A 21,974-nucleotide genomic window follows, 5' to 3' on the forward strand; every position below is an offset into this window, starting at 1 on the left:
TTTAGTGATATTCTCCTGGATGATCTACCTTTCTTACAGTAACTTTATCAACTTTTTGTCCATTAAATCTTAAGAGATCATCTCCTGAAAAGTCATAACCTAAGCGTTGACCTATTATGGCTACATCATCCGCTGTAGAGGATGTGGTGACCTGCTTTTTTAAGTCTTCATCAGATTGCATCTTAATTAAAAATTTTCTTATTTCAGAAAAACTCATTACTAGAATTTGATTGATTTATGCTAAAAAAAATTTATAAAATCTTTTTCTTATGAAGAACAAGATAAATAGATAATTATTATACTATTTTTATGACTTACTTATTCCTCTATATAGTTGTCGTAATATTGGTATGGTGGACTTACCGTGTTGGTTGGCTTGAGGCGCTCAAAACAGTAGTTAAAGTTATAGTTCCCTCAGCGCTTATTATTTTATTTAACATAAAAGCTGGAAGATTCATTTTTAAAAGTCCTGTAGTCGGTTTATTAAGCGCTTTGCCTACCTCTATTTTTATTTTTAGAGGTTCATTGCCTTTAGTTAGTTATATAAATAGCTGGATTGAAAATAAAATAAATAAGTATGATGATTCGGAAGTTATAGATACTGATTCTGTGTCTTTAGATGATTAATTTAATTCAATCAAAGCCAAGAAATAATTCTTTGTGTACAACAAGAACATCAAATAAAGTTGTTCCATGAATAGGACTTAATGGGATTTTGTCTATATTCAAGGCTTCTGCACAAATTAAATGAGCATCCCATTTTGTATCGTGATCACTTATTTCGATTGACCACTCAATTACTTTTTTGAAATGATCTGGCATCTCCGAACCAATTTTCCTGCAAATTTGACATAGAACTGACAAAATAGGAGGCTTTGATGGCCTTTTTAAATCTTTAATAAGACTAGGCTGCGTAAAAACACTTGTATAGCGGATGTAATCTATCAATTCATATTCTTCTTTAGTAAGAGCTGCTTTATCTAATGCTCTTTCAAATTCGTCTATGGGGGTTATGGGCCTATCCAAGATATTAGTTGTTGCTATTTTCTTTATTTAAAAAATTCTTGTTTTCTGAATCTATTTTTTCTTGATTAATTTCATTGGTTTGATTGTTTTTTATAGATTTAGGAGATTCATCTTTATCTTCTTCGTTCATAACTTGATCGATTTCATTTTGAAATTCATTCGATGCTTTTTTAAGACTTTTCAAAGTTTTTCCAAGCTGTTTTCCTAATTCTGGAAGCTTTTTGGGACCAAAAATTAAAAGAGCTAAGATAAGTATTACAGTAACTTCAGGTAAACCTACACCAAAAATATTCATAGCTGATAACTATTTAACTAATTAGGAAATCTATTATTAAATATAGTCAAATCATGTGAAAATTTCATTCTTGGAATAGCTTTATTAATATTAAAAAAATTTTAAAAATATCATTGTTATTAATACCCCTTTAATGAAAACTAACCAAAGTAATTGGTAATCACTCAATTTGAATTTTTTTTGATACCAATTTATAAGATTTTTGTGTTTATCTATTAATCTTCTCATTTTCACGGAGATTATTTTTTTATTATCACCTATTCTATCTTAATTTCTTTTATTATTATTTTGTGAGATATTCTAGATAAAAATTAAATTCGATATTCTTTTAAATTTTAATCTTTTTCTAAATTATTTTTGTTTCTAAATTATTTAAACTAATCGCTTAATTTCTGAAAAAAAATGAAGTACTTATTAGTTGTTTTTTACCTAAGTTTTCTAATTTATCCAGCTCAAGCTGTTACCACAAAAATGTTTAAAGTATTGGATACTTGCGCAAGATATAGACTGGATGAGATTGATGCTAATGAGGCTATAGAAAAACTAAAATTAAAATTAACGAAATCTTCTGACAATCAGCCAAAAGACTTATTAAGAAAATATTGCTCAGTATTTACTCCAAATGAAAAAATTGAATTTTAATCTTAGAAATACATATTTAATTATTCTTTTTTGAATAATCTATAGCTTTGTTTCGTATTTCTTTAACTTTTTTAAAATTAGTTATTTTTAAATTAAAAATAACTCCTAGAAAAAGAATAAGAAATAAAAAAATATAAATTATTAATTCCAAAATATTGAATAAATAATCTTAGCTTAGTTAAGCTATATAATTTTTTAGTATCTTTTAAAACAAAAAAACTGACTTTAATACTAGTTATTTACTTTGAAGGCCACAATAAAAACATATTAACCTCTAATATGGAACTTTATAACAATTATTGTGCAGATTGGAGATAAAATTCCAGAATTTTCTTTACTGGATCAAAATGGAGTGAAAAGATCAAATAAGGGATTAAAAAATCCCCTCGTTTTGTTTTTTTATCCAAAAGATGATACGCCAGGTTGCACTATAGAAGTTTGCGGATTTAGAGATAAATATGACTTATTTAAAGTATTAGGTGCGCAAGTTTGGGGGGTAAGCAATGGAAGTACTTCAAGTCATTTGGCATTTGCCAATAAAAATAAATTACAATATCCACTACTTTGCGATACGAATGATTCTCTTAGGAAAACTTTTAAAGTCCCTAAAGTATTAGGTTTTATGGATGGTAGAGTTACTTATGTTATCGATCGAAAAGGTACAGTTAGGCATATCTTTAGAGATTTATTGAATGGTCCTGAACACATTAAAGAGGCTATTAGAGTACTTAAGGAAATTCAAAATAAATAAATTATTATTCAAAGAATTTTAGATTAATAAGTTTTGTTTTATTATAGTTTAAGATTTTTTTTTAATATGAAGAAAATGGGAATGCAGGCTGTTGATCTTGCTATTCAAAATGGAGTTGATCTTGACGGTACTCCAATCCCTCAAAAAATGCTAGATCTATATAACAGAATTATGGATGAGGAGAATAAAAGACAAAGGAGTGGTGTTAAAAAATCCATGAGAAATAGATGCGTCAAAACGGGTTCTAAGCATTTTGATAAAGAAACATTGAATCAATTATTAATAGACTCTGGATGGGAAGGTCTCAAAGAAAAGGAAATTTTATTTTTTTATAATTAAAAAAATTTTTCCTTAAAAATTATTTATGATAATTCTTTACTTAAACTAAGAAACCTAGAACTAATTAAATAATTTTAGATCTAATTTTTTGAACTATTTAAACCATCCTTTTTTGTTAGAGGAAATTATTTTCTATTTTTCAGCTTTTGTTTTATTACTTACTTTTTTGAAAGCCAAATTGGCTTCTATAACTGTAACTATTGATATAAAAAAAAGACCAGAAATTCCAATTATTTGCTCAACTTGAGAAGGTTCTGAATCTCCCTTAAAAAAACCTAAAGCGAACCATGCAGTAGTAGCAATGATGGTAAAAAAATAGGGTTTCCATCTTCTTTGGTATAAGTAACCCGATCCCAAACCAGGAAGAAAATTTAAAAAAGATGCTACCCACCCTTTTGAAGATGCAAGAATTTCGTCTCTTGAGGGATAAGACATTTATGTTAGGTGTTTATTAAATGTGAATTTATATAAGCAAAAGATATTGCTGCACAAATTACCCAACTAAAAGGTAGGAACATTCTTATTTTTTCTTTATTGTTATCCATACCTTAATTATGGGAAATATTTTTAAAATCTGTGGATTTAATGGATACCTTAAAACTAGAAGAATTAAAAAAGACGGTTAACAACCGTCTTTGAAAAAGTAATTTCTCTAAAAATAAATTATTTATTTTTTGAGGCTGAGAGTACTTTAAGTTCTTTCTTAACTTCTTTTTCTCTCTCTTCAAGATGTTTTAGTTGAGCTTTAAAAGCATCTTCAAGTCTTACTTTTTGTGTTGTAATTTCATCAAGCTCTTCTTGATGTTGGTTTTTCTTTAACTCCTTCATTTCACTATCGGAAATAACATATACTGGGCGATATGAAGGTGTTTCAAAAAGAAGATCAAACATTGAATACATAAGTGACCTTTGAATAAGTACAAATTCAATATCTGATAATTCTTTCAAATATGAAAGGATAAATACCGAAGAAATTGATACGGTAAATACACCGAATTTCGGTTTACCTAACATAACCGCCCAGTATTTACCGATCAAATTTAAAGGTATGTTTTAAAGTATTAGAAAGATAATTCTAAAATATAGATCAAGAAGAACTTAAAATGGATTTAAAAATTACTAAAACATTAAAAATCCCATCTAACGAAATTAAGTGGCGATTTTCCAGATCTTCCGGTCCTGGAGGTCAAAATGTCAATAAAATTGAAAGCAGAGTAGAGATTATTTTTAATTTAGAAGATTCAAAGGTATTAAATGAGTATCAGAAAGAAATTCTTAAGAGAAACTTGAAAAATAAATTAGTGAATAATAGCTTATGTTTAGCGGTTCAAGAACACAGAAATCAATTATTAAATAGGCAGCTAGCTTTAATGAAATTATGTTCAATTATAAAAAATGCCCTAAATAAACCATTTAAATTAAGAAAGTCTACACAACCTACAAAAGCATCAAAAAAGAAAAGAGTTGAGATTAAGAAAAAACGTGGCGAATTAAAAAAAAGTAGACAAAAAGAAAAAACATATCAAATATGAATAAACTAAATAAATATTTTCCTGAGAGATTACAAACAAAGCATGTGATAAATTTAATTTTATTTTGGTTTATTGAATTCAACTAATGATTTCTGGTTAATTGACTCTAATTTTGTAGGGGTGATTCGTTTCTACAAAGATAAAGATCATTCTGATAAATCTATTGATTATATGTTTATTGAAGAAGGAATTATTATGGGAATTCATGGAGAAAATCCTCCATTAATGAAAACTAGAAAAAAAATTGTTATCGAAGAAGCAAGATTATTATGGCAAAAATTGTTAAATGAAGGTTGGCAAAAAACTAATAAAAAATGGTAATGAAATTCTACAATAAACTTTTTTAATTTCAGAAAATAAATGAGCCTCTAGGATATAGCCTGGAAATTTTTTCATGTTGTAAAAATTTCCTTTTTTTGATTTCGTTTTCATATCTTTTCAACATCATTAGATAGTTTGTAAATCCAAAAATTAATAAAAATAAAATAAATCTTACTCCTGCCTCAAAGTTCATGTGAGTATTAAGCTTTATTCTAATTTGACAATTATTAATCAAAAATCAACCATTATTTATACCTAATTACAAGTTCTAGAAAAAATATTTTTTGTTTTTATTGCATAAAAAATACATAGAAAAAGTAATATTAAAATTGCAATAAAGCTTCCTATTGGGTTAGGAATGTTTTGTGAAAAAGGCCCTGCTAAAAAAGAAGGTGTATTTTCTTTAAATTCTATTAATCCATGGTTCATTAAGAACCAAATACCCACAAGTCCTCCATGAATTCCTATGCAATTCCATAAAGAACCTTTATCTCTAATTTTTACTAATGAAAGAAATATCCCAAATAAAATAAATCCTAAACGTAATCCAATTATGTCCCCCAAAATCTCATTTGATAAATTATGAACAAAGCTAAAAACAATGGCTTGTAAAGCTATTGATATTTTTGTACCATATTCAAATTTTAATTCTTCTAGTAACCAGCCTCTAAAAATTATTTCTTCTGCGAATCCAACACCAAATCCAAGTAAAATAGAATTTAACAATATGCTAGGCGAGAATTCACCTATCCATGAAATATAATTTTTTTGCAATAGTGGTACCAGAATTAGAATTATTAAAACTAAAGCAAATAAAATCCCTTTAGAAAAATTGAAAATGTTTTTTAAGAATTTGTCTTTAGTTATACCAAGAAGTACCCAAGCACTTGATTTGTTTCTTTTGATATAAAACCAATATGGGAGTAAAAAGATAAACAGTAAGAAAGTAATAATAGTTCCAATTAAGGATAAATTTTCTTCTTCAAAATTAAACAATAAAAGTGGCTGAGATAAAGCCCAGCCAATGCCATATAAAATTGGAATAAAAAATATAGTGGATAAAAATCTTGGTCTTAAAAGAAAAAAGCTTTTAATTAATATCATTAAATTTTTCATTTTAATTTGAATATTAATTAACCCCAACCTTTGCCTTTTATTATTCTAACTACTTGTTCAAAAAGTTTTAGGTTTTTCTTTTTACTATAATTTATGTTTTTTGAAAGATTAGATAAATCTTTATAAAATTGCCGAGTTATTTTATCTTCTTTATCACTAGGCCATAGTAAGTCTGAGCCCTCTTCATATTCTTCTTTATATCTTTCTTTATTCAAATTTTTTTTATATCGTAATAATTTAAATTTTACTTATTGCAAATGCTTAAAAGTGATGTTTATTAAATTTGTGTATTTATTTAAAATTTATGCTGATTAATCTTTCAACTTTAATTTTTACATTATTATCTCCATTGCTTATTTTTGCAGTAATAGTATCGGTTTACTTATTTCATTAGGAAGTATTTAACAAATAAACTAAATTAATTTAAGGGTGTATTATGCCTACTTTTTCTAATGCAAATGATAAAACTGCAATTACCGCCATTAGTGTTAAGATCTTGTTCTTTTTGATGAAATCCATAATTCATATTAATAATCTATTTATTAAATTCTTTTGTAAATAATAAATAATTGAAATTATTATAACAATTACGATGGAACCCATATATGTAGGAGATTACTTCCCTCAATAGCTTCTTATAAAAAGATTATTAAAAAATATAATAAAGGTATAAAAGAAGGGGAATTTTATGAAGAACCTATTGAGGGGATTTTAATTACCCTGATTGGTATATATGCTTACTAAAAAAATAACTTTTGCCTTGGCTGATTGGATTAGAGAGTGGCGTAAGTGCGAGGATAAGAATCCTTCTATTGATGAATGTGTAAAATTTGTTCAATGGAAATTGGATGATTATAAACTTTCTGAAAGTGATAAAAGAATAATTGATTCTATTTTGCTCTATGAATCTGAATAACTAATTATTATAAACTTTAATTTCTATATTTATCTATAAAAAACAAAAGATCAATATAATCCTCTTACAAATTAAGAAAAAAGTAAATCAGCATATTTACGGATTTACTGAAAATATAAAAAGGAGTAATTTATAAATGTTGAGTTCGGAGGCAATCTAAATGATTGATAGTCCGCCTGAAATTTAGCAAATTCCAAAATATAGGAAGCGTATTCCTGAGAATGGGATTATTCGAAAATTAAAGTTCAATCAATTAGTCTGATAAGACTTCGCTTTATAATTACTAGCGACAATAGGGACTAAAATTATCGAAAGAAATCCCCTAATTCACGTATTCTAGGTTTATGAATATATAGACTTTAAAATATGTAATTTTATATCCTGAAGAAGGAAATCAAATATTAAAAAGGACTGTATAAGCAGTCCTTTTTTTTGTTTAACAAAATGCTTTTAAACTCGACTTCTTTTTGGATAATATGGATAAATAAAGTGATTAAAAATATTTAAAAATGAAAGATCAAGTCTTGTTTCCGAAAATTGAAGTGCGTGAAAAGGGTTTTTTACAAGTAAGTGATATTCATACTATTTATTGGGAAAGATCTGGCAATCCAAATGGCAAAAAAATACTTGTTATTCATGGAGGCCCAGGAGGAGGTAGTCAACCAAGATATAGAAGATACTTTGACCCCAATAAATTTGATATTATACAATTTGACCAAAGAGGATGCGGTTCTTCAACACCTTTCTCCGAATTAAAAGAAAATACTACTAATCATTTAGTTGATGACATTGAGAAATTAAGGATTCTTTTTAAAATAGATACTTGGCATTTGTTTGGTGGATCTTGGGGCTCAACACTTTCACTTATATATGCAATTAAAAATCCCTCAAGAGTTATGAGCTTAACTTTACGAGGAATATTTTTATGTAGAAAGTTCGAATTATTATGGTTCTATCAATATGGTGCAAGTGAGATTTTCCCTGATGAATTTGAAGAATATATTTCTGTAATACCAAAAGAAGAAAGAAATGATTTGATAAGTTCTTTTTATAAATATCTAACATCTTCAGATGCGAATCTTAGATCAAAAGCAGCAGCTGCTTGGACAAAATGGGAACTATCAACTAGTCATTTAATAAATAAAAAATTTGATTTTGATAAGTCTCAAGTTAATTCTTTTTCAGATGCCTTTGCAAGGATCGAATGTCATTATTTTATTAATAATATTTTCTTAGAAGATGATTTTATTTTGAAAAATATAAGAGCAATAGAATCGATTCCAACAAAAATAATTCAAGGGAGGTATGACGTTGTATGTCCTGTTAGGAGTGCATGGGATCTAAATAAGAAATTAAAGAATTCTGACTTAATTATTGTTAATGATGCTGGTCATTCAATGAGTGAAAAAGGTATTACTATCGAATTAATAAAAGCTGTAAAAGGAATTCAAAATCTCTAAAAGAGAGAATATTCTTTTAAAAATTAAAGGCCATTATCTTCAATATTTTGTGCAATACTCCTAAGAAGTTCGACGATATCTGAATCTTCGCATTGAGTATCTTCTTTGAGCAAAATGCACTCGTCTCTAATACTTACATTAGTACTCCACCATATACCTGAACTATTGGTATCGTCCCATTCAAATCTTTCAGACATAATTAATAAATTCTAATAAATACATTAAAGCTTGCATTACTTCATCGTGGATTTATATATCCAATTTCAAAATTTAAAAAAATTACCTATTCACTAAAAAGAATCTGGAAATTTCTGACAATAAAATTTAGAAATCTAATTTCAGTTCGTATTGTATTTCCTTTTCTTTAGAAACAATTTTTTTATTACTTATATTTTTTCTAAGCCTTTTTCTAGAACCATGTTTTAAATAAATTTCTTTTGAGATATCCCAATATCCATCCTTTTTAGTGATTTCCTGAATTTTCTTCTTTGCAGTTTTAGTGCTATTTGGGATGTCAATTATTGGTCTTATGTAATTAATTTGTTCATATTCTTCTTTATTAAATCTAGATAATAGCCATGGTTCATGAATGAAATTAAGTGATATATCCTTTAATTCTGGTATCCATTTTTTTATAAATTTTCCTTGAGGATCATGATCTTTTCCCTGCTTAATAGGATTATAAATTCTATTGGTATTGATAGATGTAGTGCCAGATTGCATTTGGCATTGGTTCCAATGTATTCCAGGCTCATAATCTACAAATTTATTTGCTAATTCTGAACCTGAATCTTGCCATGGTAGCCATAAATTATAGCTAGCAAAAGACATTAACATAGCTCTCATCCTGAAGTTAATCCATCCATTGAAATTTAATGAGCGCATACATGCATCTATAAAAGGAAAGCCTGTATTACCTGAACTCCATGAATAAAGTAATTCATTATTTTTTTCTCTAATGTTTTTAAAAAAAGGATGGAATTCCCTAAACTCTAGTTCTGGTTCACTTTCAAGTTTCTGAATAAAATGACAATGCCAAGTTAATCTACTTTTTAACATCCTAGAATTATTGTTTTTTGATATATTTGCTTTATTAAAAATTTCTTTTAATGAAATGCATCCCCAGCAAATATATGGGGAAAGTCTTGAACAACTATCAAATGATTTTTCTGGGCTAGAAATATCTTTTGAATAAGAATCTAATTTTTTACTAAAGAAGTATTGCATTCTCTCTAACCCTCTCTTTCTTCCACCTTGCATTCTTCCTGGACAAGTTTCTTTTTTAAAGTGAAAAATTCCATCTGAGGGTATTTCTCCAATATCAAAGTTAATAGAATTAATTCTTAATGGAGCTTTAAGTAAGTTTTTTTCAGAATTTTCTTGCCACTTTTTAGACCAATTATTCCTATCTAAATTTCCTCTAAAAACTGAAAATTGTAGAAATTCCTTCCAAATAATATTTTTGCTTAAAGCCCATTCTCTTACTTTTTGATCTCTTTTATAAGTAAGCCAATCTCCAGTTTCTTGATGGCTATATATACCTTTGATTTTAAATTTTGAACTTATTTCATCAAAAATATTGATAACATTACCAGTCCTAATAATTAATGGTTGTCCAATCTCAGCAAGTGCATTTCTTAAGTCTATTAAACTTTCTTTGCAAAATTGCCATTGTCTATTTGAATGAGTATTTTGGCTCCAAATATCTAACTCAATAATATAAATAGGTAAAATATCATTATCTTTAATAGCCTCACAGAGAGCTTCATTATCAAAAATTCTTAAATCTTTCTTAAACCATAAAATATTTATTTCTTTCATAATTTTTTCTTTTAATCCTAGAAAAATAAGATTAAGTTTGTAGGTAAAGAATATAAAAATTTTAGAATAACTAAAAATCAAAAAAATGAAAATAACAAAAAAACTTTGGGAGGATAATTATGAGATTGCTTTACTAAGTTTAAATACAAAATTTGTTCAAGGTTTAAAGAATGGAAGTCTCCCTAAATATATATTTCAAGAATATTTAGCTCAAGATTATTTCTTTTTAGAGACTTTTGCTAGGGCTTATGGTCTTGCTGTTTCCAAATCAAAAGATAAGTACTCAATAAGGAAGTTAAGTGAACTCTTAATGGGCGTTTCAGAGGAGTTAATACTTCATGAAACGTATGCAAAAGAATGGGATATTGATTTGTCTAAAAACTATATAAAAAAAGCCACTAAAAATTATACAGATTTTCTTGATGATAGTTCCAAAAGACTTAGCTCCGTTGAAATAATGTTTGCAATGACTCCATGTATGAGACTTTATTCTTGGATAGGAAAAAGTTTGTATAAGGAGGATTTTGACATTAAATATAAAGAATGGATAATTACTTATTCTGATGAGAGCTTTGAAAAGCTAGCAGATTCACTTGAAAATCTTATTGACACTAATAAAGAAACATATGATATTAATCAAGCCAAATATTTATACGGGAGAGCTATGGAATTGGAGTTAGATTTTTTTAATGCATATTCAGATTTCTGATTTAAATTAAAATTTATTTATAGTACTTTCAAAAACGAGTTAATAAATTATGTATTCAAAAATTGCACTTTCAATAGGAGGTAGTGACTCTGGAGGTGGAGCAGGCATACAGGCTGACTTGAGAACTTTCATGGCTCTTAAAGTACATGGATGTTCTGTTATTACATGTATTACGGCACAAAATAGTATAGAGGTTACATGCGTTCAACCAGTAGAGAAGAATACTTTATTAAATCAGTTAGATACTTTATTTGCTGATTTTGGTATTGATGCTTTGAAAACTGGAATGTTATTAAATGAAAGGATAATTAATGATACTGCTTCAAAATTAAATACATACAAAATAACCAAGATTATTGACCCAGTGATGGTTACAAGAACTGGTTCTAAATTACTGGAAGATTCTGCTATTAATGCTTATAAAAAACTCTTATTACCAATTTCTGATTTGGTAACTCCAAATATTTATGAAGCAAATCTACTTTCTGGTTTAGAAATAAGGAGTAAAGAAGATATCGAAAATTCAGCAAGAAAAATTATTGGTCTTGGAGCTAAAGCGGTACTTATAAAAGGTGGCGGTTTAAAAGATATGAAAGGGAAGGATTTTTTCCTTGACTTAAATGGTAGAAAAGAGTGGCTATTTAATAATTTTATAAATACAAAAAATACTCACGGAAGCGGCTGTACTTTGAGTGCTGCTATTTGTGGTTACAAGGCATTAGGTTTTGATCTATTTGATTCCATACAAAAAGCGAAATTATTTGTTGAGAAATCTTTAGACAATTCTTATAAAATAGGCTCTGGCCCTGGTCCCTTAGGCCATCATTAATTATTTATAGAAGTGGAGTTAGAACCACCATTTTCTGTAGGGTTTTTTTAAAAATAAGATTTCTTCAGTCTCCCATCCTCCTTCCAACCACTCAAGATGCTCAAGTAATAAAGACTCACTTTCCCTTTTACTTAATTGCCCAATTCTATTAGCAATACCATCGAACCTTACTTTCATCAATTCCTCAATCTTGATGTTATTCATAGGTTACATAATAAATTTTTTCTACTCTTACTTGTATACATTTCCTTGTCAACGATTTAATTTTATTTTTTTACTAGCAGTTCTAAAATATGTATTAAATACAACTTTTTAAAATAGATAGTAATTAAGACTTATTCACATAGATTTAATTAAAGACTAATTTATATAAAACACTTCAACAATGAATAAAGAAGAAACATCAAATCAAAAAACTATTTTAAATGTAGGCTATTGTGAAACAACCTCTGAATGGCTTAATAGAATCATTACTGAACTGGCAGATGAAAATAAAAATTTTGTAGATTTGTCAGTTATTTGTGCTTAATTTTTTAGAAAATATAGTTTATTTTGATTTTTTTTTCAGTTTGCTTTTAAGTATAAGAGAAATTTAAAAGATATTTTGTGATGTGAATCCTAATAAAAAAAACATAGAAATAATTAAACAATTCAATTTGTCTCCTCATCCTGAAGGTGGATGGTTTAGAGAGATAGTAAGGAGTGAGAATTCTCTAATAAGGGAAGATGGCCAAAGTAGAAATTTTATTACGGGAATTTATTATCTTTTGGAGAGAGATGCAAAAAGTGCTTGGCACAGAGTAAAAAATGCAGATGAAATTTGGATTTATTTAAGGGGTGATCCTCTGAATTTATGGTGCCTAGATGATGATAATAAGTTAATAAGAAATTTAATTTTAGATTCCAATAATCCAATAGAAATGATCCCAGCTGGATATTGGCAAGCTGCAAAAAGTACAGGCGAATTTACTTTAGTTAGTTGTTGTGTTGGCCCAGGATTTGATTTTAATGATTTTGAATTGCTCAGAAATACAAATCATATTTTTAGATTAGATAAAGCAATTAATGATCTTATTTGAGACATTTTTTTGTTTATATTTTTGAAATTATCCTCTAGATTTATAAGGCTACTCAATCAATCTATATTTAATGAATCAAAATTCTGTCAAAACAATTGGTATGAATGATGAACCAAGAAAAGATTCACACATAGTAAATTTAAATCAGGCTGATGGATTAAAAGGCATCCTTAATAGGGATTTTGATGAATGGTCTAATTTTGATAGTTGGGAAAGTATTTCAGTTCAGCAATGGATTTTTTCTAGAGCTTTGGAGGTTTTCAGAGGTAAGAAAATTGATATTAAATGTGATTGTTGTGAGCATAATGATTTAATGCCAAATGATATTGAGAGCATTAAAAAAGAAAAATGCTTTGGTAAAAAAAGTGCTTACATGATTGAAAAAGTTGTAGATGAAATTGTATTAGCTAAGGCAAGAAGAGAAAGTGATGGAACATATTCTGCGTAAGATTCATAAATATCTATGGAGTGAAAAATCTTTTACTTACCAGTGAAAATTATCAGAAGCACCAATCGTTAAATTTCTAGTCGACATCTTGTGGAACTTAAAGTGTACCGAAGCACTGAACTCCTTTTCATCTGAGTAATTCACAAGATCCACTGGGTCGATGTTTTCATCGAACCATGCATCATATTCAATATGGTTAGGTTCAGCAAAATAACTCATAACCGATTAATAGCTAACAAAAAATTTATAAACGGTACATGCTATACCAAAAAAAATTTTTTTTTCGCGAATTTATATTGAAAAAGGCTTAAAAATCTAAATTTAAAGATAATTTAAATGCTTTTTAAGTAATGGTTTTTAAATTGAAATTACATTTATGATTTTATTTATGGCTTACTATCACGTTCATGGACTTATTCCAGATGGAATTTCTCAGTCCGAAGGTTACAAGATGTTTGAGCAGTATATTGCTTCCGGTGCACCTATGGATAATTTTGATGGATTTGAATTGGTAAGTAGATTCCATGCGCCTGAAACTGGAGAGGTTTTTGTAACTTTCAAGGCTGATAATCATTTAGCAATATCTCAACATTTTGGAGTGTGGAGAGCGAAATTTGGTCTTGATTGGAATATCACTGCTGTTTTAAATGATGATGAGGTTATTCAAAGAAACAAACAAGTTGCTGATGCTGTCGCCGCAATGGGATAATTTAATTGATTGACAGTCGATCTAGAATAAGGAGCAACTAGCTCCTTTTTTTATGTCTCTTGAAACAATTAATGGCTAACTCTCATTGGTTGATTAATCCAAAAAGAACAGAAGTAAAAAGGTTTATAAAAAACGATAAGAGCATAGATGGTGTTTTTGAGTATATGTTTGTAGATACTGGAAAAATAGTTGGTGTGTTAGGAAAAGAACCTCCTGTGATGACAACAACAGTTTCTGTAGATATAGATTTAGCTAGAGAAATTTATGGTAGGTTAATTTCTCTAGGTTGGAGGAAAACTGAGGAGGTTTGGCCCAATAAAGAGAGTTAGGTCTTTGCTCCAAAAATTTTTTTGCTGAAATTTACGGAACTGTGGGAGATAAAGTTATTGAAGCTATGAACGGAACAGGAGTTCGATATAAGATCTTTAAAACAAAATTAGGTTATAGGAGAGTTTAAGGATGAGAGTATTAACTAATTAGTTCGACTAAATTATTAATAAGAATCTGAGTGCAAGAGGTAACCAAAGACATAGAAGGAGTATTAGTAAAAGAGTAATAGCATAAACATTTGGGATGTATTGCTCTTTAAAAATTTGCGTCTTCATAATTTATCTCGCTTTCTTAAGTTTGATTTCTCTTCTGATAAGCAGAGCTATAACTACAACACACATGTTCATTAGAAATACGTCTAATGGCATTTAATAAAAAAGTCTCTACTTAATTAATAGCAAGATTATTGATCTAAGGATCAGTAAATGAAAATTAAAATGAGATTCTATCAAGCATCAATACATCTTGAGCTTGAATTGTATCTTTCTTATCTTCATCTTCGGGATATTTATAAGATTCAATTTCAGCTTGAATTTTTCTCTTATAAACTCCCTTGATATAGTCAATTTCTCTTCTTTCTTTATTAAGTATTGAAAATGGTGATCTTTTTAAGTTCATAAAAATCTCCTAAAAATAAGTTTTGATTAGCTCCAGTTTTTGTCAGATTCAACAAAGCTATCCAATGTTTGTTGATTTCTGATTTCTTCCTCAAGAAGTTCTTCCTCTGATCTTTTTTCAAGCTCAGATTTATAGTTTTCTTTTAGTTTGTATTTGGTAGACATTTGCTCATGACGACTACAAATATGTTCTAACTAGTCAGACAGGCCATCCGACTTATAAATATGTACGGTTTGAGGTACTCCCATATACGGATAAAGGATCAACAGTTAAATTTGAATATGGTTAAAATAACTGAAATTTGAATAAGTTAATAATACAAAAATACTTCTTGCCGTAATTAATTTCATTTGGCAAGATTAGTAACCGACTCTAAAAATGGCACATCTATATTGGATGTTTCCACCTTAATGGACAGATAGAACTGAAGGAATTAAAGTCAGGGATTTTCTAATAATTTTTCTTTCGGTTCAGCTGTTAAAAAGCTCCTATACACATACTCATAGACAATGAAAATTATCAAAAGACTCACTTCGCTGCCTGGCTATTCTTTGAATGTAATACGCCGAACTCCATCACTTGTTTTTGCAATGGCTGTCTTATCTCTCGGAGGATTTATTGGCGCCTCCACAGTCCTTGTGAGAGGTTTCAGGATGGTTGAGAATTCCATCACTGTTACAGGAGCAAGTACTGAGAGCTTTGAAAGTGATATTGCTAAATGGTCAGTTCAGGTGAGGGCTAGGGGAGAGACTCAGATCGATTCATTCAACAAGCATAAAGAGTCTATGAAAAAGACTATTAATTTTCTTAAAGCAAATGGGATTGAAGATGGTATCAAACAGGAAGTTTATCTTGGACCGGCCACCATAAAAGAATATGAAACTAAGCATCCCAAGACAAATGAAATCATAAGAACCGAATGGATTACCTATCAGAGTATTGAAATCCAGAGTAATGATGTTTATCGAATTCAAAAGACCCACAGTAAGATAACTGAACTTCTTGGTGATGGTGTTCTGGTAAGACCAAGCTCTCCAGAATTCACCTATTCAAAGCTAGCTGATAAAAGAGTTGATATGCTCGCCAAGGCAGCAAAGGATGCCCGAATCAGAGCTGAGGCTATTGCACTTCAGGCAGGCTCTGAAGTGGGTGGTCTGAAGAAAGTGAACACAGGCGTTTTCCAGATCACAGTTCCTAATTCCACGAGAGTAAGTAGCTGGGGTTCTTATGACACTACCACTATCAAGAAAGATATTACTGCTGTTATGGGAGTGACTTTTGCAGTTAAGTAATGACTTAGGGAGTCTCTTTTTTGCCTTTAAGAATCATCAATAAAGGTAATCCAATAAGCATTAAACTCCCATCAATTAATAAAAAAGTATTCAGATTCATTTATCCATTCCTTCGGGGGTATTCAAATTAAGGGGTATCCCTTTTTTAACTTGTTCTTTTTTCATATTATCCATCTCATTTCTTATTTTGTTGTAATATGCCAGCTCCTCTGGATCAGCAGAACCAAGACCATAATTCATTGTCGCTGCAAGATAAATTCTGTGCATCCTGTATGACGATAATGGCATTTCTTATAACATTATTCTTAAATTCTAAAATATATAAAAGTTATTTAAGACTAATTAGTTTTATTGGGCTATACCCTCACCGATACCAGAACTCAGGACCTCTCCCTTACCAAGCTAAGTAAATTATTTTAATAAGAAGTAATTATGCTCTACTTCGTTTATATTTAGTATTCCTAAAATTATTTTATTTTTTCAATTATTTATAAACTCAGTTATGGAGATACTTTTTGTTCATGCCCTCGTCGGGACTTGAACCCGAGACCTCTCCCTTACCAAGGGAGTGCTCTACCGCTGAGCTACAAGGGCAATTTTAAAGTGGGCCGGGTTGGATTTGAACCAACGTAGGCAGAGCCAGCGGATTTACAGTCCGCCCCCTTTAACCACTCGGGCACCGACCCCCACTATTTGAACTTATCAGTTAATGGACACTTTTTGTGAAATTGTTTTGGTTTTTTTGTTTCTTTCTAGATAGCATTTGTAAAGAAAAGAGTTTTTGAAGATGAATATTTTATTGATAAATGGACCAAATCTAAATCTTTTGGGCACTAGAGAACCTGAAATATATGGTAATAAAACATTGAGTGATATAGAAAAAGATTTAACTAAAGTTGCTAAAGAAAAAAGTATTAATCTTGAATGTTTTCAAAGTAATCACGAAGGAGAAATAGTAGATAAAATTCAGGAGTCTGTAAAAAGCATCCAAGGTATTCTTATAAATGCTGGTGCTTTTACTCATACCTCGATTTCTATTCGTGATGCTTTAATTGGATCAAAAATTCCATTTGTAGAGTTACATATTTCAAATATTTTCAGTAGAGAAGATTTTCGTAAAGAATCTTTTCTTACAGATAAAGCTATAGGAATTATTAGTGGATTCGGCATATCAAGTTATTCCTTAGCTCTTGAAGGAATCATTGGATATTTAAGTAGTAAAGATTAAATGCTAGTCGATTTTAAAAGGCCCACTTCTCATATTAAATATTTATCGTCATTTACCTCAGATGAGTGGATCAAACTCGCATTATCTAATCCAATAGATATTCTTATTGACCATGCTCATTGTGAAAGAAAAGCAGCAGGAGTGGCTATTCAATTGATGTTTAGATATCCATCAGAACCAAATCTGGCAGAAGTTTTAAGTCCAATAGCGAGAGAGGAATTAGAGCATTTTGAAAAAATACTTTATTTTTTAAAGAATCTTGGACATTCTCTTGAGTCCTTAAAACCGCCTCCATATGGAGCTGAATTATCCAAGAATATAAGAAAGGAAGAGCCCAATAGAATGCTTGATAGTTTCTTAATAGCAGGACTTATTGAAGCAAGAAGTCATGAAAGATTAAGTTTGCTTGCGCTGAATTCTGAAGATAAATCTTTTAAATCCCTTTATGAGTCTTTGCTTGAGAGTGAGGCAAGACACTTTGGTGTTTATTGGAAACTAGCGCAAACTAAATTCTCTAAAAATCAAACTTTCAAAAGGCTAGAGGAATTGTCTAAGATTGAGTCAGAAATCCTTGCTGAGATATGTGTGCTGCCAAGGGTACATAGCTAAAGTTAATAAAATAAAAATGATAATAAACAAGTTCTTAAGTTTACTAAATCGATATAAAACTAATTTGCCCACATTCACCATCGTTGGTGTAGGACCTGGAGATCCATCGCTTTTAACAATTGCTGCTGTGGATGCAATAAAAAAAGCTAAAGTTATAGTTTTTCCAATATCAGATGATAATAAAAAGAGTTTCGCTGCAGAAATAGTCAAGAAATACACCAAATTTAAAAAAAATATTCCTATCATCTTTCCAATGGCTAGGAAGGAGTTTGATCCTGATGAAATATGGTCTAACGCAGTAGAAAAAATTGTGAAATTTATAAAAAATGGTGAATCAGTTGTTTTACTTTGTCTAGGAGATACCTCAATATTTGCAAGTTCTTCTAATATTTTGAGGATAATAAAGCATAATTATCCAGAAATCATTACCAAAACTATTCCTGGCATTTCTTCTCTATCAGCAACAGCAGCTTTTAATGATTTTGATTTAGTTAAAAAAGGTGAGACTTTAATAATCAAAGAGTGCCCCTCTTCTAATTTAGAATTAACATCCCTTATTAAAGAAAGTAGAGAAAATAAAACGGTCTTGGCCATTATGAAAATTGGGAAACGATGGAATTTAGTTAGGGAAACTTTAAGAAAAGAGGATATTATCAAAAAATCATTAATTGCTTTGAGTGTTGGTACACCTGATCAAATTATTCAATATGCATCCCAATATAATGAAGACGTTATGCCTTATTTTTCTTTGATTTTGATTAGGTTCGATTAATGCATAAAAAAGAAAAATTAGTTGAAAATCAATTTACATGGCCAATATGTAAAAAAATATTATTTCTTATTCTTGAAGATAAGGTTAGTGATGTATTTGTTTGTGAATTAGTTTGGGAAAGACTTTTTTATACTAGAGAACTATCTATAAATGATTGGGTATTTAGCGCATTAACTCCTTCTTATTGGTCAGAAAAATTTGAAAAAGCTCCTCAAATCATTTCAGAGCGACCAGCCTCAATACATTTGACTCGATCAATTCCAAAAGATTATAAACAGGGATTAAAAAATTTTCTTAATTTTAAAGGTTATAAGATTAATGAACTCTATCCAAGAAGAACTAGAAGAGCGACGGCAGTAAATTGGTTGATTTATTGGGCGATTGAAAATGATTGTTTTTCAAAAGATAATAGATTAATGCCAATTCCTAGTTTACCGCCTGTTAATCCAGTTAAAGGACATTTTGGCGATCCAGAAATTAAATAAGTTTTTTTGAATAAGGTAAATGATTCTATTAAAGGTATAGTTGTAATGGATACAACTTACTTTGGAGAGAAGAATTGATTCTTCCTACAATAGCAATTATCGGAAGACCTAACGTTGGGAAATCTACCTTAGTTAATCGTCTTTGCCAAAGTAATGATGCAATAGTATTTGATAAACCGGGTGTTACAAGAGATAGAACTTATCAAAATGCTTCATGGGGAGGTAAGGAATTCCAAATAGTTGATACTGGAGGTTTAGTTTTTGATGATGATAGTGAATTTCTCCCAGAGATAAGAACACAAGTTTTCTTGGCCTTAGAAGAGGCTTCACTCGCGTTACTGGTGGTAGATGGGAATCAAGGCGTTACTGATGGTGATTTATCAATAGCAAAATGGTTAAGAAACTCAAGCTGTAAAACAATTGTTGCTGTTAATAAATGCGAATCTACTACTCTAGGAATATCCCTAGCTTCAGAGTTCTGGAAATTAGGATTGGGCGAACCTAACCCTGTTTCGGCTATTCATGGTTCAGGTACTGGTGATCTTTTAGATCTCGTTGTTGGCGAACTTCCTGAAAATAAGTTTCAGGATGATGAAGAAAAGATAATGATGTCAATTATTGGTAGGCCTAATGTTGGTAAATCTAGTTTGTTAAATTCAATCTGTGGAGAAAAAAGAGCAATAGTTAGTGATGTTAGTGGTACTACAACTGATTCAATAGATACGCTTATTAAAAAAGATGATAATCATTGGAAAATTATTGATACTGCAGGGATTAGAAGAAAGAAAAATGTTAAATATGGTACTGAATTCTTTGGTATTAATAGGGCCTTTAAATCTATAGATAGAAGTGATATTTGTGTTTTAGTTATAGATGCCATAGATGGAGTAACTGATCAAGACCAGAAGCTGGCTGGGCGCATAGAAGAACAAGGCAGAGCTTGTATAATTGTTGTTAATAAATGGGATCTTGTAGAAAAAAATAGTTCAACAATTTATCAAGTAGAAAAAGAACTTAGATCTAAACTTTATTTTTTGCACTGGTCAAAAATGATTTTTATATCTGCCCTAACTGGTCAAAGAGTTAATAATATTTTTGAGCATGCTCTTAATGCTGTAAAGCAACATAGAAGAAGAGTTACAACATCAGTAGTTAATGAAGTACTTAAAGAATCAATAAGTTGGAAAAGTCCTCCAACGAAGAGAAGCGGCAAGCAGGGTAGGCTTTATTACGGTACTCAAGTAAAGAACAAACCTCCCACTTTTACTCTTTTTGTAAATGACCCTAAATTATTTGGAATAACTTATAGAAGATATATTGAAAAACAAATTAGAGTAAATTTAGGCTTTGAAGGCACACCTCTCATTTTACTTTGGAGAGGAAAACAGCAAAGAGCTTTAAATAAAGAAGTCGAAAGAGAAAATATTGAGTTAATTCAAAAAGATTAATGAATTTGCTAACCAAATTTTCTGTTGGTCAATACGTTCATGGTAATAGAAGTTGGCTAAGAATTATAGATAGTAGATTAAAAATAATTATCGTAATGATATTTTTAATCACTCCAATTTGGGCAGGTCCAATATGGAGATTGAGTTTAGTTGGTCTTTTACTATTAATTACTTTTTTAAGTTTATTGCCATCAAGAGTATGGTGGCGATCATTATTTTTTCTCTCATGTTTATCACTATTAATTGGATGTATATCAATACTTGCCTCGTCTGATATTCAATCACTTAATAGCTACTTAAGAAATCCCAATGAGTTGCAAGTAGTACTGGAAAGCCAAAAAGAATGGAATATTTTGCAAATTCCTTCGCAGAAGATATGGTTTATTAATTTTGGTCCCTACAACTTATCAAGAAAAGCCTTTGAACTAGGAATTAAAACCTCCACTTTGATATTTACTGTTATTCATAGTGTGAATTTGATGCTTTTAACCACATTGCAGGAAGACATTGTATGGGGATTAAGTTGGTTTATGTATCCATTAAGAAAGATTGGATTGCCAACAAGTAAGTGGCTTTTTCAGTTATTAATTGCCTTGCGTTTTATTCCTTTAGTACAGGAAGAATTTCAAAATATTATTAAATCATTATCAGTTAGATCAATAAATTTTCGAATTTTAGGGTTAAAAAAATCTTTTAATATTTTTTTAATTTTAGTGGAAAGATTATTTCAAAATATATTTCTTAGAATTGATCAAGGCGCAGAGTCTTTGCTTTCTAAGAAAGAAATTATTATTAAAACTAATAGATTTAGAACTATTTATCCTTCAAAATCTCTCAATGTAATTGTTAATACATTATCGATATGTTTTATTTGCATAGCAATTTTTCTTAGAAAACTGTATGGTGCATTATAAATAACAAAAAAATTAAGTTTGATTTCTGAGCGTTATTTAAACCACCCAACTTTTGGTATGTTGTACCAAGTCTCTACTGGAAATGATGGAAGAGATATTTATGCAACTTTGTATGCACAAAAAATGTTTTTTTTGGTTGAAGTTAGACAGAGAGAAGTTGTTTTTGAAGTCATACCTTATTTAGATGCCCGTAATCAGTCCGAATTAAACCTTCAAAAAGCTAGAAGAAATGGATCTGAAGAGCTACATAAATGGGAGAATTTATTCAACCAAACTTTCTTATAA

At 29.6% G+C, this 21,974-nt stretch carries 36 protein-coding genes and 2 tRNA genes; 23 read left to right on the forward strand and 15 right to left on the reverse strand.

Annotated elements, in window-relative coordinates; translation table 11 throughout:
• Position 1: 1 nt before the first annotated feature.
• On the reverse strand, positions 2-217 hold the full coding sequence (locus HA145_RS01865; RefSeq protein ID WP_209127607.1) for a Nif11-like leader peptide family natural product precursor: 216 nt from the start codon (positions 215-217) through the stop codon (positions 2-4).
• A 92-nt stretch (positions 218-309) separates the two neighbouring features.
• On the opposite strand from HA145_RS01865, the gene HA145_RS01870 reads away from it, so the two are divergent.
• Positions 310-627, forward strand: coding sequence for a hypothetical protein (locus tag HA145_RS01870; RefSeq protein WP_209127608.1), 318 nt, complete (start codon positions 310-312; stop codon positions 625-627).
• A gap of 6 nt (positions 628-633) precedes the next feature.
• Here HA145_RS01870 and HA145_RS01875 read toward each other — a convergent pair whose 3' ends face one another.
• Both HA145_RS01875 and HA145_RS01880 read right to left on the reverse strand, forming a co-directional pair.
• A complete protein-coding gene (locus HA145_RS01875; RefSeq protein ID WP_209127609.1) occupies positions 634-1,026 on the reverse strand; it encodes a hypothetical protein in 393 nt (130 codons plus the stop codon).
• A gap of 4 nt (positions 1,027-1,030) precedes the next feature.
• Complete coding sequence (locus tag HA145_RS01880; RefSeq protein WP_209127610.1) at positions 1,031-1,321, reverse strand: TatA/E family twin arginine-targeting protein translocase; 291 nt, start codon at positions 1,319-1,321, stop codon at positions 1,031-1,033.
• Positions 1,322-1,723: 402 nt separating this feature from the next.
• Here HA145_RS01880 and HA145_RS01885 point away from each other — a divergent pair, with 402 nt between their 5' ends.
• From HA145_RS01885 to HA145_RS01895, 3 genes are all read left to right on the forward strand, one after another.
• Positions 1,724-1,963: a non-structural protein (NS2)-like protein gene (locus HA145_RS01885; RefSeq protein WP_209127611.1), complete on the forward strand. Its 240-nt coding sequence runs from the start codon at positions 1,724-1,726 to the stop codon at positions 1,961-1,963.
• A 301-nt stretch (positions 1,964-2,264) separates the two neighbouring features.
• Positions 2,265-2,714 carry a peroxiredoxin gene (locus tag HA145_RS01890; protein WP_209127612.1) on the forward strand — a complete coding sequence of 150 codons (450 nt, stop codon included), beginning with the start codon at positions 2,265-2,267 and terminating at the stop codon, positions 2,712-2,714.
• A 66-nt stretch (positions 2,715-2,780) separates the two neighbouring features.
• On the forward strand, positions 2,781-3,053 hold the full coding sequence (locus tag HA145_RS01895) for a small RNA NsiR4-regulated ssr1528 family protein (RefSeq protein WP_002808213.1): 273 nt from the start codon (positions 2,781-2,783) through the stop codon (positions 3,051-3,053).
• Between the two features lie 132 nt (positions 3,054-3,185).
• Here the strand turns inward: HA145_RS01895 and HA145_RS01900 are convergent, their stop codons facing one another.
• Both HA145_RS01900 and HA145_RS01905 read right to left on the reverse strand, forming a co-directional pair.
• The gene (locus HA145_RS01900) at positions 3,186-3,488 is read right to left on the reverse strand and encodes a hypothetical protein (RefSeq protein ID WP_209127613.1); all 303 of its coding nucleotides are present in this window, start codon (positions 3,486-3,488) and stop codon (positions 3,186-3,188) included.
• A gap of 228 nt (positions 3,489-3,716) precedes the next feature.
• Entirely contained in the window at positions 3,717-4,067 is a 351-nt protein-coding gene (locus tag HA145_RS01905; RefSeq protein WP_245151759.1) for a hypothetical protein, read from the reverse strand.
• Between the two features lie 89 nt (positions 4,068-4,156).
• On the opposite strand from HA145_RS01905, the gene arfB reads away from it, so the two are divergent.
• Complete coding sequence (gene arfB, locus HA145_RS01910; RefSeq protein ID WP_209127614.1) at positions 4,157-4,585, forward strand: alternative ribosome rescue aminoacyl-tRNA hydrolase ArfB; 429 nt, start codon at positions 4,157-4,159, stop codon at positions 4,583-4,585.
• Between the two features lie 72 nt (positions 4,586-4,657).
• Positions 4,658-4,906 (forward strand): DUF1651 domain-containing protein, encoded by a 249-nt coding sequence (locus HA145_RS01915; RefSeq protein ID WP_209127615.1) that lies wholly within the window; start codon positions 4,658-4,660, stop codon positions 4,904-4,906.
• A 255-nt stretch (positions 4,907-5,161) separates the two neighbouring features.
• On the opposite strand, the gene HA145_RS01920 is transcribed toward HA145_RS01915, so the two are convergent.
• Both HA145_RS01920 and HA145_RS01925 read right to left on the reverse strand, forming a co-directional pair.
• Positions 5,162-6,022, reverse strand: a complete 861-nt coding sequence (locus HA145_RS01920; protein WP_209127616.1) for a CPBP family intramembrane glutamic endopeptidase — start codon at positions 6,020-6,022, stop codon at positions 5,162-5,164.
• Between the two features lie 17 nt (positions 6,023-6,039).
• Positions 6,040-6,237: a hypothetical protein gene (locus HA145_RS01925; protein WP_209127617.1), complete on the reverse strand. Its 198-nt coding sequence runs from the start codon at positions 6,235-6,237 to the stop codon at positions 6,040-6,042.
• Between the two features lie 518 nt (positions 6,238-6,755).
• On the opposite strand from HA145_RS01925, the gene HA145_RS01930 reads away from it, so the two are divergent.
• Together HA145_RS01930 and pip are read left to right on the forward strand one after the other, a co-directional pair.
• Complete coding sequence (locus HA145_RS01930; RefSeq protein ID WP_209127618.1) at positions 6,756-6,938, forward strand: hypothetical protein; 183 nt, start codon at positions 6,756-6,758, stop codon at positions 6,936-6,938.
• 509 nt (positions 6,939-7,447) lie between these two features.
• Positions 7,448-8,398: a prolyl aminopeptidase gene (pip, locus tag HA145_RS01935; RefSeq protein ID WP_209127619.1), complete on the forward strand. Its 951-nt coding sequence runs from the start codon at positions 7,448-7,450 to the stop codon at positions 8,396-8,398.
• Positions 8,399-8,421: 23 nt separating this feature from the next.
• Here the strand turns inward: pip and HA145_RS01940 are convergent, their stop codons facing one another.
• Positions 8,422-8,595 (reverse strand): hypothetical protein, encoded by a 174-nt coding sequence (locus HA145_RS01940; protein ID WP_179852285.1) that lies wholly within the window; start codon positions 8,593-8,595, stop codon positions 8,422-8,424.
• Positions 8,596-8,722: 127 nt separating this feature from the next.
• The gene (locus tag HA145_RS01945) at positions 8,723-10,219 is read right to left on the reverse strand and encodes an FAD-binding domain-containing protein (RefSeq protein WP_209127620.1); all 1,497 of its coding nucleotides are present in this window, start codon (positions 10,217-10,219) and stop codon (positions 8,723-8,725) included.
• Positions 10,220-10,304: 85 nt separating this feature from the next.
• On the opposite strand from HA145_RS01945, the gene HA145_RS01950 reads away from it, so the two are divergent.
• Both HA145_RS01950 and thiD read left to right on the forward strand, forming a co-directional pair.
• Entirely contained in the window at positions 10,305-10,928 is a 624-nt protein-coding gene (locus HA145_RS01950) for a TenA family protein (protein WP_209127621.1), read from the forward strand.
• A gap of 49 nt (positions 10,929-10,977) precedes the next feature.
• Entirely contained in the window at positions 10,978-11,757 is a 780-nt protein-coding gene (thiD, locus tag HA145_RS01955) for a bifunctional hydroxymethylpyrimidine kinase/phosphomethylpyrimidine kinase (protein ID WP_025880482.1), read from the forward strand.
• Positions 11,758-11,775: 18 nt separating this feature from the next.
• Here thiD and HA145_RS01960 read toward each other — a convergent pair whose 3' ends face one another.
• Positions 11,776-11,961 (reverse strand): hypothetical protein, encoded by a 186-nt coding sequence (locus tag HA145_RS01960; protein WP_032515599.1) that lies wholly within the window; start codon positions 11,959-11,961, stop codon positions 11,776-11,778.
• Between the two features lie 181 nt (positions 11,962-12,142).
• Here HA145_RS01960 and HA145_RS01965 point away from each other — a divergent pair, with 181 nt between their 5' ends.
• The 5 genes from HA145_RS01965 (at position 12,143) to HA145_RS01985 (ending at position 14,322) form a co-directional block, all read left to right on the forward strand.
• Positions 12,143-12,286 carry a hypothetical protein gene (locus tag HA145_RS01965; RefSeq protein WP_179850525.1) on the forward strand — a complete coding sequence of 48 codons (144 nt, stop codon included), beginning with the start codon at positions 12,143-12,145 and terminating at the stop codon, positions 12,284-12,286.
• Between the two features lie 82 nt (positions 12,287-12,368).
• Positions 12,369-12,836, forward strand: a complete 468-nt coding sequence (locus tag HA145_RS01970) for a cupin domain-containing protein (RefSeq protein ID WP_209127622.1) — start codon at positions 12,369-12,371, stop codon at positions 12,834-12,836.
• Positions 12,837-12,906: 70 nt separating this feature from the next.
• On the forward strand, positions 12,907-13,284 hold the full coding sequence (locus HA145_RS01975; protein ID WP_209127623.1) for a phosphoenolpyruvate carboxykinase: 378 nt from the start codon (positions 12,907-12,909) through the stop codon (positions 13,282-13,284).
• A 388-nt stretch (positions 13,285-13,672) separates the two neighbouring features.
• A complete protein-coding gene (locus tag HA145_RS01980) occupies positions 13,673-13,993 on the forward strand; it encodes a DUF3303 domain-containing protein (protein ID WP_209127624.1) in 321 nt (106 codons plus the stop codon).
• 71 nt (positions 13,994-14,064) lie between these two features.
• On the forward strand, positions 14,065-14,322 hold the full coding sequence (locus tag HA145_RS01985; RefSeq protein WP_209127625.1) for a DUF1651 domain-containing protein: 258 nt from the start codon (positions 14,065-14,067) through the stop codon (positions 14,320-14,322).
• Positions 14,323-14,755: 433 nt separating this feature from the next.
• On the opposite strand, the gene HA145_RS01990 is transcribed toward HA145_RS01985, so the two are convergent.
• Complete coding sequence (locus tag HA145_RS01990; RefSeq protein WP_209127626.1) at positions 14,756-14,941, reverse strand: hypothetical protein; 186 nt, start codon at positions 14,939-14,941, stop codon at positions 14,756-14,758.
• A gap of 26 nt (positions 14,942-14,967) precedes the next feature.
• Positions 14,968-15,105, reverse strand: a complete 138-nt coding sequence (locus HA145_RS01995) for a hypothetical protein (protein ID WP_209127627.1) — start codon at positions 15,103-15,105, stop codon at positions 14,968-14,970.
• A 345-nt stretch (positions 15,106-15,450) separates the two neighbouring features.
• On the opposite strand from HA145_RS01995, the gene HA145_RS02000 reads away from it, so the two are divergent.
• Complete coding sequence (locus HA145_RS02000; RefSeq protein ID WP_209127628.1) at positions 15,451-16,233, forward strand: SIMPL domain-containing protein; 783 nt, start codon at positions 15,451-15,453, stop codon at positions 16,231-16,233.
• A 96-nt stretch (positions 16,234-16,329) separates the two neighbouring features.
• Here HA145_RS02000 and HA145_RS02005 read toward each other — a convergent pair whose 3' ends face one another.
• The 3 genes from HA145_RS02005 to HA145_RS02015 form a co-directional block, all read right to left on the reverse strand.
• Complete coding sequence (locus HA145_RS02005) at positions 16,330-16,521, reverse strand: hypothetical protein (RefSeq protein WP_209127629.1); 192 nt, start codon at positions 16,519-16,521, stop codon at positions 16,330-16,332.
• A 234-nt stretch (positions 16,522-16,755) separates the two neighbouring features.
• Positions 16,756-16,827 (reverse strand) — tRNA-Thr (locus tag HA145_RS02010).
• A 10-nt stretch (positions 16,828-16,837) separates the two neighbouring features.
• A tRNA-Tyr gene (locus HA145_RS02015) sits at positions 16,838-16,919 on the reverse strand.
• Positions 16,920-17,020: 101 nt separating this feature from the next.
• On the opposite strand from HA145_RS02015, the gene aroQ reads away from it, so the two are divergent.
• From aroQ to HA145_RS02050, 7 genes are all read left to right on the forward strand, one after another.
• Complete coding sequence (gene aroQ, locus HA145_RS02020) at positions 17,021-17,461, forward strand: type II 3-dehydroquinate dehydratase (RefSeq protein ID WP_032515592.1); 441 nt, start codon at positions 17,021-17,023, stop codon at positions 17,459-17,461.
• Positions 17,462-18,070 carry a tRNA-(ms[2]io[6]A)-hydroxylase gene (locus HA145_RS02025; protein ID WP_209127630.1) on the forward strand — a complete coding sequence of 203 codons (609 nt, stop codon included), beginning with the start codon at positions 17,462-17,464 and terminating at the stop codon, positions 18,068-18,070.
• Positions 18,071-18,086: 16 nt separating this feature from the next.
• Entirely contained in the window at positions 18,087-18,842 is a 756-nt protein-coding gene (locus tag HA145_RS02030) for a precorrin-2 C(20)-methyltransferase (RefSeq protein WP_209127631.1), read from the forward strand.
• Positions 18,842-19,327, forward strand: a complete 486-nt coding sequence (locus tag HA145_RS02035; protein WP_209127632.1) for a DUF1823 family protein — start codon at positions 18,842-18,844, stop codon at positions 19,325-19,327. Before HA145_RS02030 ends, HA145_RS02035 begins: the two co-directional genes overlap by 1 nt.
• 74 nt (positions 19,328-19,401) lie before the next feature.
• Complete coding sequence (der, locus tag HA145_RS02040) at positions 19,402-20,775, forward strand: ribosome biogenesis GTPase Der (RefSeq protein ID WP_209127633.1); 1,374 nt, start codon at positions 19,402-19,404, stop codon at positions 20,773-20,775.
• Positions 20,775-21,689 (forward strand): energy-coupling factor transporter transmembrane component T family protein, encoded by a 915-nt coding sequence (locus tag HA145_RS02045; RefSeq protein WP_209127634.1) that lies wholly within the window; start codon positions 20,775-20,777, stop codon positions 21,687-21,689. The genes der and HA145_RS02045 overlap by 1 nt, the downstream gene beginning before the upstream one ends.
• A gap of 18 nt (positions 21,690-21,707) precedes the next feature.
• Positions 21,708-21,974: a PII-interacting protein PipX family protein gene (locus HA145_RS02050; RefSeq protein WP_209127635.1), complete on the forward strand. Its 267-nt coding sequence runs from the start codon at positions 21,708-21,710 to the stop codon at positions 21,972-21,974.

Source organism: Prochlorococcus marinus XMU1411 (assembly GCF_017696075.1).
GTDB classification, from domain to species: domain Bacteria; phylum Cyanobacteriota; class Cyanobacteriia; order PCC-6307; family Cyanobiaceae; genus Prochlorococcus_A; species Prochlorococcus_A marinus_V.

Coding starts and splice junctions, on each gene's coding strand:
- HA145_RS01865 (WP_209127607.1), bottom strand. CDS start 217: ATGAGTTTTTCTGAAATAAGAAAATTTTTAATTAAGATGCAATCTGAT.
- HA145_RS01870 (WP_209127608.1), top strand. CDS start 310: ATGACTTACTTATTCCTCTATATAGTTGTCGTAATATTGGTATGGTGG.
- HA145_RS01880 (WP_209127610.1), bottom strand. CDS start 1,321: ATGAATATTTTTGGTGTAGGTTTACCTGAAGTTACTGTAATACTTATC.
- HA145_RS01885 (WP_209127611.1), top strand. CDS start 1,724: ATGAAGTACTTATTAGTTGTTTTTTACCTAAGTTTTCTAATTTATCCA.
- HA145_RS01895 (WP_002808213.1), top strand. CDS start 2,781: ATGAAGAAAATGGGAATGCAGGCTGTTGATCTTGCTATTCAAAATGGA.
- HA145_RS01900 (WP_209127613.1), bottom strand. CDS start 3,488: ATGTCTTATCCCTCAAGAGACGAAATTCTTGCATCTTCAAAAGGGTGG.
- HA145_RS01905 (WP_245151759.1), bottom strand. CDS start 4,067: ATGTTAGGTAAACCGAAATTCGGTGTATTTACCGTATCAATTTCTTCG.
- arfB (WP_209127614.1), top strand. CDS start 4,157: ATGGATTTAAAAATTACTAAAACATTAAAAATCCCATCTAACGAAATT.
- HA145_RS01920 (WP_209127616.1), bottom strand. CDS start 6,022: ATGAAAAATTTAATGATATTAATTAAAAGCTTTTTTCTTTTAAGACCA.
- HA145_RS01930 (WP_209127618.1), top strand. CDS start 6,756: ATGCTTACTAAAAAAATAACTTTTGCCTTGGCTGATTGGATTAGAGAG.
- pip (WP_209127619.1), top strand. CDS start 7,448: ATGAAAGATCAAGTCTTGTTTCCGAAAATTGAAGTGCGTGAAAAGGGT.
- HA145_RS01940 (WP_179852285.1), bottom strand. CDS start 8,595: ATGTCTGAAAGATTTGAATGGGACGATACCAATAGTTCAGGTATATGG.
- HA145_RS01945 (WP_209127620.1), bottom strand. CDS start 10,219: ATGAAAGAAATAAATATTTTATGGTTTAAGAAAGATTTAAGAATTTTT.
- HA145_RS01950 (WP_209127621.1), top strand. CDS start 10,305: ATGAAAATAACAAAAAAACTTTGGGAGGATAATTATGAGATTGCTTTA.
- thiD (WP_025880482.1), top strand. CDS start 10,978: ATGTATTCAAAAATTGCACTTTCAATAGGAGGTAGTGACTCTGGAGGT.
- HA145_RS01960 (WP_032515599.1), bottom strand. CDS start 11,961: ATGAATAACATCAAGATTGAGGAATTGATGAAAGTAAGGTTCGATGGT.
- HA145_RS01965 (WP_179850525.1), top strand. CDS start 12,143: ATGAATAAAGAAGAAACATCAAATCAAAAAACTATTTTAAATGTAGGC.
- HA145_RS01975 (WP_209127623.1), top strand. CDS start 12,907: ATGAATCAAAATTCTGTCAAAACAATTGGTATGAATGATGAACCAAGA.
- HA145_RS01980 (WP_209127624.1), top strand. CDS start 13,673: ATGGCTTACTATCACGTTCATGGACTTATTCCAGATGGAATTTCTCAG.
- HA145_RS01985 (WP_209127625.1), top strand. CDS start 14,065: ATGGCTAACTCTCATTGGTTGATTAATCCAAAAAGAACAGAAGTAAAA.
- HA145_RS01990 (WP_209127626.1), bottom strand. CDS start 14,941: ATGAACTTAAAAAGATCACCATTTTCAATACTTAATAAAGAAAGAAGA.
- HA145_RS01995 (WP_209127627.1), bottom strand. CDS start 15,105: ATGTCTACCAAATACAAACTAAAAGAAAACTATAAATCTGAGCTTGAA.
- HA145_RS02000 (WP_209127628.1), top strand. CDS start 15,451: ATGAAAATTATCAAAAGACTCACTTCGCTGCCTGGCTATTCTTTGAAT.
- HA145_RS02005 (WP_209127629.1), bottom strand. CDS start 16,521: ATGCCATTATCGTCATACAGGATGCACAGAATTTATCTTGCAGCGACA.
- aroQ (WP_032515592.1), top strand. CDS start 17,021: ATGAATATTTTATTGATAAATGGACCAAATCTAAATCTTTTGGGCACT.
- HA145_RS02025 (WP_209127630.1), top strand. CDS start 17,462: ATGCTAGTCGATTTTAAAAGGCCCACTTCTCATATTAAATATTTATCG.
- HA145_RS02030 (WP_209127631.1), top strand. CDS start 18,087: ATGATAATAAACAAGTTCTTAAGTTTACTAAATCGATATAAAACTAAT.
- HA145_RS02035 (WP_209127632.1), top strand. CDS start 18,842: ATGCATAAAAAAGAAAAATTAGTTGAAAATCAATTTACATGGCCAATA.
- HA145_RS02045 (WP_209127634.1), top strand. CDS start 20,775: ATGAATTTGCTAACCAAATTTTCTGTTGGTCAATACGTTCATGGTAAT.